This window comes from Capnocytophaga sp. oral taxon 324 str. F0483, from assembly GCF_000318315.2.
GTDB lineage: Bacteria > Bacteroidota > Bacteroidia > Flavobacteriales > Flavobacteriaceae > Capnocytophaga > Capnocytophaga ochracea.
In genome coordinates this window covers 32,377-39,058 of the sequence record NZ_KB291522.1, presented here as the reverse complement: position 1 = coordinate 39,058, position 6,682 = coordinate 32,377, and the positions used below count along the sequence as shown (strand labels likewise).

The following is a 6,682-nucleotide window of genomic DNA, read 5'->3' as shown; positions in this document are numbered from 1 at the left end:
CCCCTAGCCCCCTTCAAAGGGGGAATGTAGCGACGGAAAGAGGGAATGTGGAGACGGAAAAAGTATCAAGGGCTTTCCAGAAGAATGGGGGTGTAGTGATGTTTTCTTCTGTTTGTCAATTATCGAAAATGAACTTTTTGCCATCTTCGGCTAAAAAGACGTTCTTAAAGACTTCTTGTGCTTCCTGCTTGAAGAGATTGACATCGGGATAGCGAGAGGAGTAGTGCCCTAAAATGAGGGCATCGGCGTGGGCATTCTTAGCTGTGAGTCCTGCTTGATAGGCGGTGGAGTGCATTGTTTTAACTGCGAGTTCTTCGTTTATCTTTAAAAAAGTAGATTCGTGATACACGACTCTTGCACCTTGTATTTCGGTAGCCAAAGCTTCGAAATAAAGAGTATCGCTACAATAGGCATAGCTTTGCGGACGATGAGGGTCGAAGGTGAGCTCGGTATTCGCAATAGTTTTGCCGTTTTCTAATGTTATATCTTTACCGTTTTTGATATTCTGATAGTCGCACGTTTGTATCTCGGGATACTCAGCAATTGCGTCGATATTTAGGCGACGTTCGCCTTCTTTTTCTTGAAAGAGAAAACCATTGGTATAGACGCGGTGTTGCAACGGAATGGTACGCACGAGCACTTTGTCGTCTTCGTATAAGAGTTCGGAGGTTTTGGAAGATAGCTCGTGAAAATGCAAGGGGAAAGGGGTATAAGCACCACCGAGTTTGAGGATGAGCAAAACGGCTTCTTTGATGCCCTTAGGACCATAGATGTGCATTTCGGCTTCGCGACCGAGGAGTTGGAAAGTAGAGATGAGTCCGAAGAGTCCGTAGAAATGGTCGCCGTGGAGGTGAGAGATGAAGATGTGCTTGATGCGGGAGAACTTAGCATTGGCATTGCGGAGGGCGATTTGGGTAGCCTCTCCACAATCGATGAGGAACAGATGACCGCGCATTTCGAGCAGTTGAGCCGAAGGGCGGGCATTGGAGCGAGGGGTCGCACTGTGACAACCTAAGATAGTTACTTCCATAAGTCGCGTTCTATTTCGTCGAGTTCAATAAGGTCGTACGCCTCTTGAAGGGTAGGAGCAATATGCAGGGTGAGTTCAAAATCTTCGAGCGCTAAGGCACGTTGCACCACCACCACTGATTTGTGATGTTGCTGATTGTGCTGTTGGGCAAAGACGACAAGCGGTTTGAGGTCTTTCTTTAACCAGTGTTCCTCTTCGGGCAGGGTAATGATGATGTGCTGTTTTTTAAGGGTTTCGTTGGTATTAAAATCGGCTATCCAAAAGGGGAGTTGCGTTTTAGTGAGGGTAATTACAGTAGTTTCTTTCATTGAGTAATATTTAGATTGTTAGATTATCATAACTTTCTTCTACTTTTTTAGATTTAGGAATAAAAGCAGTTTTGTGTATATTTCCTATAGGGTAATGTATTTCCTCATAGGCTTCAACAAGGTCAGTGAGAATCATCAACTCTATGTAATCGGGGTCATTTTCGTGAGTATCATCATTTACAACCTGCAAGAGCTCGTCTATACGCTTCATTATAGCGTTGTATTGTAGTTCATTTTTTATCATAATGTTATACTTTATTTATTTTTTCGATTTTATCATATTCTTTATGAGTGCCTATAAAACGGATATATACTATTTTGGGGACAAAAAGAATAAGAACAACCAATCTAAAGTGGTTTCCTTTGATATTGAAAACAAATCTGCCATTTCCTACAGCATCTACACTGTTAAAGTCGTTTTTAATATCTGCAAAACAAGACCATTCTGCCGAGATAGCTTTTTTATACCAGTCTTCTAAAGGGATTTTTGCTCCAGGATGCAATGTATAAAAATCAACTATAGCTTTCTTAGCGATGATTCTCATTTTAATCGGTTGTAAATTTAAGGCAAAGTTATGAATAATATTTAAAATACAAAATAATCTTTTCAAATAAATACTCTAAAAGGTCGTAGCACGTACAGGTAATAAAAAACTTTGCCAAAATTTGAAACTTTGGCAAAGTTGTATAATATGTAGTTTGCACTAATTAATAATATCGAAGCCTGTGTATTTTCTGAGGACTTCGGGTACTACAATACCGTTGGGGGTTTGATAGTTTTCTAAAATACCGGCTAATACGCGCGGGAGAGCAAGTGAACTACCGTTGAGGGTATGTGCTAAGCGGTTTTTACCGTCGGCGTCCTTGAAACGCAATTTAAGACGGTTTGCTTGGAAGGTTTCGAAGTTAGACACTGAGCTTATCTCTAACCACTTTTCTTGAGCGGTGGAATATACCTCGAAATCGTAAGTAATTGCTGAGGTAAAGCCTAAATCGCCACCACAAAGACGCAAGATATGGTAAGGGAGTTTCAACTCATTGAGAATACCTTTTACGTGTTCTATCATTCCTTCGAGTGCTTTATAAGAGCGGTCGGGGTGCTCAATACGTACAATCTCTACCTTATCGAACTGATGCAAGCGGTTGAGTCCGCGTACGTGAGCACCATAGCTACCAGCTTCACGACGGAAGCAAGGCGTATAGGCGGTACAGCAGATAGGCAAATCGCTTTCGTTGAGCAAGGTGTCGCGGAAAATATTAGTCACAGGCACTTCAGCGGTAGGGATAAGGTAGAGGTTATCTACCCCTACGTGGTACATCTGTCCTTCTTTATCGGGTAACTGACCGGTGCCATAGCCTGAGGCTTCGTTTACTACGTGAGGCACTTGGTATTCGTTATAGCCTGCTTCGGTGTTCTTGTCGAGGAAGTAGGTAATGAGAGCGCGTTGCAGTTTTGCTCCTTTGCCTTTGTACACAGGAAAGCCTGCACCAGTGAGCTTTACGCCTAACTCGAAATCGATGAGGTCGTACTTCTTGGCGAGTTCCCAGTGAGGAAGAGCGTCTTTACCTAAATCGGGAATAGTGCCTGCCTCGAATACCACTACATTGTCGGCTTCGGAAGTACCTTCGGGCACCAACTCATTAGGGATATTAGGCACGCGGTAGAGCAAATCGTTAAGCTCCTCTACGGTAGTGTTGAGGGTATCGGTAAGGGTTTTGATATCTTCTTTAAGGGTAGCGGTTTGCTCTTTAAGGGTATTGGCTTTATCGGTTTCGCCTGCTTTGAAGAGGTTACCTATTTCCTTAGAAAGGTTATTGGATTTCGCCAGTGTTTCATCTAATGAAAGCTGAGAGCTACGGCGTTTTTCGTCTAAGGCGATAATATCGTCTATGAGAGACAACTCTTTAAAGTTGCGCTTTTTAAGACCGGTGAGCACGCGGTCTTTTTCTTCTCTAATAGTGTTTAGTTGTAACATATCTTTTCAATTGACAATTGACAATTAAGAATTAACAAGGGAGGAGAGTGTAGGATTTTCAACTTTGCCAAAGTTTCGAGCCACACGGGCAAGAAACTTTGGTAAAGTGTGTGACAACCTAATTACAAAGCAGTTGCAAAGGCAATGAGACCGAAAATGATACCTGGGGCATTGGCAAGAGCTACGGGTATATCGCGTTTGGGCTTTTTGAGCAGTCCGTAAGTGACCCACAAGGCACAGTTAATAGCAGCTACCAAGGGCTGAATAGGATTGCCTGGTTTACCGTTGAGATTATCGTGAATCTGTGGTATGTAGGATACATACATACCAATGGCAGTAGCAGTAGCTACCCAACTGAGAATAGTAAAGAATTTCCCGTTCTCCATATATAATTATTTTTTAAGTTTATATACTATGATAAATTTGTAAATAGATAATTGCTCGTGCGACTTGCATCTAATTACTCCGTAGGTGATAAGAAAGCAGTCTTATCAGCAATTTTTTGAGCAAAGGAGGCTATGGAGTTCTCGCTAAGTTCTCGCATAAAATTATCTCTGAAAGGCTGTACGGAAGCGTGTAACGGACAGGGTTTCTCTGATGAACACTCTTTGAAGCCCATCGCACAGGCGATGAACTTATCGGCTTCACCTATTTGCTCTACAACGGTCATTAAAGGAGCTTGTTTTTCCTGATCAGAGAGCCAAAAGCCTCCCCCAGGTCCTTTGTTGGAGCTAATTACCTTTTTGCGGGCTAAAGTTTGCAATATTTTTGCCAAAAAGGGCGTAGGAATATGTAGCGCTTCTGCCACGTCTTTGGGCGCTATTCTATGGCTTGCCGACGAGTGTATGGCAAGGTATATTACTGCATTGATGGCATACTTGCTGGAATTGGATAACATATTCGTTCGTTTTTAATTATGAGTTCTTATCTATTTGTCGACTGATGACTAATTTCTGTATTTCGGTTGTTCCCTCGCCTATGGTACACAATTTGGAGTCACGGAAGAATTTTTCGACTGGAAAATCTTTCGTATAACCATAACCGCCGTGAATTTGAATGGCTTCGGTAGCTACACGCACACATACTTCGGAGGCGTACATCTTTGCCATTGCCCCCGATAGAGTTACGCGCTGACCGTTGTTCTTTTGGAAAGCCGATTTGTGCAAGAGCAGTTCGGAAGCTTCTATTTCGGTAGCCATATCAGCGAGTTTGAAACCAACGGCTTGTAGGTCGATGAGGCGTTTACCGAATTGCATACGTTCTTTGGCGTATTTGAGGGAGGCTTCGTAAGCGCCTTTGGCAATACCCAAAGAAAGAGCACCGATAGAAATACGTCCGCCGTCTAATATCTTCATTGCTTGAATAAAGCCGTCGCCTACTTCACCCAAACGATTGGCATCGGGAATACGACAATCTTGAAATATCATTTCGGCGGTTTCGCTGGCGCGCATACCGAGTTTGTTTTCTTTTTTACCACTGCTAAAACCCTTCGTACCGCGTTCCACTACAAAGGCTGTGATGGCGTGTTTGTTACCTTTTTCGCCGGTACGAGCAATGACCACGGCTATCTGTCCTGTTTTGCCGTGAGTAATAAAGTTTTTAGTACCGTTCAGTATCCACTCATCGCCGTCTTTTACAGCCGTAGTAGCCATACCTCCGGAATCAGAACCGGTATTGTGTTCGGTAATGCCCCAAGCACCTATCCATTCACCTGAAGCCAATTTGGGCAACCAGCGTTGTTTTTGCTGTTCGTTACCAAAGCTAAGGATATGATTGGTACAAAGAGAGTTGTGAGCTGCTATTGAGAGCCCTATAGAAGGGTCGACTTTTGAGATTTCTTCCACAATCGCGATATAATCGTGGTAGTCGAGACCTGAGCCACCGTAGGCTTCGGGTACTAAAACACCCATAAAGCCAAGTTCGCCTGCTTTGCGGAATACCTCCACAGGAAATTCCTGACTTTCGTCCCATTCCATCACGTGTGGACGGATATATTTTTCGGCAAACTCTTTAGCCGCATCGGCTACCATTCGTTGTGTTTCAGAATAGTTAAAATTCATTCGTTATATGCTTATTCTAATACCAAGGGGCAAAGGTACAAAATAATTACGAATTACGAATTACGAATTACTATTTTTTTAATGAGGAAGTGAAAAGAAGAGGATTAATTGTTAGGAAAGTGTTATTCAATAAAAATGGTGTATAGTGGCAATAAGATTGAAGAAAAAATGTTAAAGTTTGTTATATGTCTGCATTTTTTTCAGTATTAAACAAGGAAAATACTTTTAGGTATTTTATACTATAAAACATATTAATCAGCTGTAAAACAAATAAATAAATGTTTTACGTTTTCTGAAGAACAAGCGAACCTACACCGAAGGTAAAGCGAAGCTAAGACGAACCTAAGACGAAGGAAGAGCGTTAGTTAGTTGAATTTCAGTTGGTAGAAAGAGGGAGTTTACTTATTGAAAAAAAAGTGTTAAAGAAGAACGAAATTCTTTTTAATTATCTTGAAGGCTACTGTTCGATATAGAGATACAACTGCAATCGGGCGATACGTTGTTTATCAAAACCCTCTATTTGTAAAAGGTCGTCGAAGGATTTGAGGGTACCGAGCTCGGAACGCAAGCCTACTATCTTTTTGCCTTCTCCGTATTTCACATAAGGAATTTTGCTGAGTTCGTACATATTGAGAGTATTGATGTCCTTCTTCTCAATCACGGGTGTTGTTTTTACTTCAAAGCGCTCGGCTACTCGTTCGTACACTTCCTTTTCGAGTCCGTAGACTTCTGCCACTTGGCTGATATAGGTAAAGCCGTGCAATTTGTTGCGGTATTTCAAGATGCGATTAGAAAAGCCTTCGCCTATACCGTAGATTTTCATCAGTTCTTCGGCAGTTGCGGTGTTGATATCTTGTTTGGGGTAGTGTTTTTGGGGGTATTTTTCATAGACATAAGAAGAAGTTCTGCGGTTTTTCACCCATTCGGGGAACTTAAACAAAGGGGCTATTTTGTGTAGAAGACTGTCAGGCACACCGGTTACTTGTTGGAACTCTTCGGCAGAATTGACATACTTATTCTGTGCGCGAAAAGCTTGCAAGCGGTCGATTTGTTCTGGGGTAAGTCCGAGTTTGAAGCCTTTGTAGTCTGTAATAAAATTGGGATTGAAGGGGTAAATGGTATCTTTTTTAGGCAAGGAAACAAGAGCTCTTAGCGAGTCCATCTCCCGTTGAAGTACAGTAGTTTCAGTAGGGACGAAAGTGCGATTAAAGCTGAGATTACGAAAGGCGAATTGTAGTGCTATGATGAGCAATAGCAAAAAAAGGACACCTCGGGTTTGTTGACGGTTCATCGGTTTTAGGAGATAGG

At 42.2% G+C, this 6,682-nt stretch carries 9 protein-coding genes; all 9 read right to left on the bottom strand.

From position 1 onward, the window contains the following. Positions 1-115: 115 nt before the first annotated feature. Positions 116-1,030 (bottom strand): ribonuclease Z, encoded by a 915-nt coding sequence (locus HMPREF9072_RS06495; RefSeq protein WP_034566250.1) that lies wholly within the window; start codon positions 1,028-1,030, stop codon positions 116-118. Next, positions 1,021-1,338 (bottom strand): hypothetical protein, encoded by a 318-nt coding sequence (locus HMPREF9072_RS06490; RefSeq protein WP_009410973.1) that lies wholly within the window; start codon positions 1,336-1,338, stop codon positions 1,021-1,023. The genes HMPREF9072_RS06495 and HMPREF9072_RS06490 overlap by 10 nt, the downstream gene beginning before the upstream one ends. A 10-nt stretch (positions 1,339-1,348) precedes the next feature. After that, positions 1,349-1,582 (bottom strand): toxin-antitoxin system antitoxin component Xre domain protein, encoded by a 234-nt coding sequence (locus HMPREF9072_RS06485; protein WP_009410972.1) that lies wholly within the window; start codon positions 1,580-1,582, stop codon positions 1,349-1,351. Positions 1,583-1,586: 4 nt separating this feature from the next. After that, a complete protein-coding gene (locus tag HMPREF9072_RS06480; protein WP_009410971.1) occupies positions 1,587-1,883 on the bottom strand; it encodes a type II toxin-antitoxin system HigB family toxin in 297 nt (98 codons plus the stop codon). Between the two features lie 159 nt (positions 1,884-2,042). After that, on the bottom strand, positions 2,043-3,314 hold the full coding sequence (gene serS, locus HMPREF9072_RS06475; RefSeq protein WP_009410969.1) for a serine--tRNA ligase: 1,272 nt from the start codon (positions 3,312-3,314) through the stop codon (positions 2,043-2,045). A 122-nt stretch (positions 3,315-3,436) separates the two neighbouring features. Beyond that, a complete protein-coding gene (locus HMPREF9072_RS06470) occupies positions 3,437-3,700 on the bottom strand; it encodes a SemiSWEET family transporter (RefSeq protein WP_002674323.1) in 264 nt (87 codons plus the stop codon). Between the two features lie 74 nt (positions 3,701-3,774). Next, positions 3,775-4,212, bottom strand: a complete 438-nt coding sequence (locus HMPREF9072_RS06465; RefSeq protein ID WP_009410968.1) for an Rrf2 family transcriptional regulator — start codon at positions 4,210-4,212, stop codon at positions 3,775-3,777. A 16-nt stretch (positions 4,213-4,228) separates the two neighbouring features. Continuing rightward, positions 4,229-5,374, bottom strand: a complete 1,146-nt coding sequence (locus HMPREF9072_RS06460) for an acyl-CoA dehydrogenase family protein (protein WP_002674320.1) — start codon at positions 5,372-5,374, stop codon at positions 4,229-4,231. A gap of 457 nt (positions 5,375-5,831) precedes the next feature. Then, positions 5,832-6,665, bottom strand: coding sequence for a helix-hairpin-helix domain-containing protein (locus HMPREF9072_RS06455; RefSeq protein WP_009410967.1), 834 nt, complete (start codon positions 6,663-6,665; stop codon positions 5,832-5,834). Between the last annotated feature and the right edge of the window lie 17 nt (positions 6,666-6,682).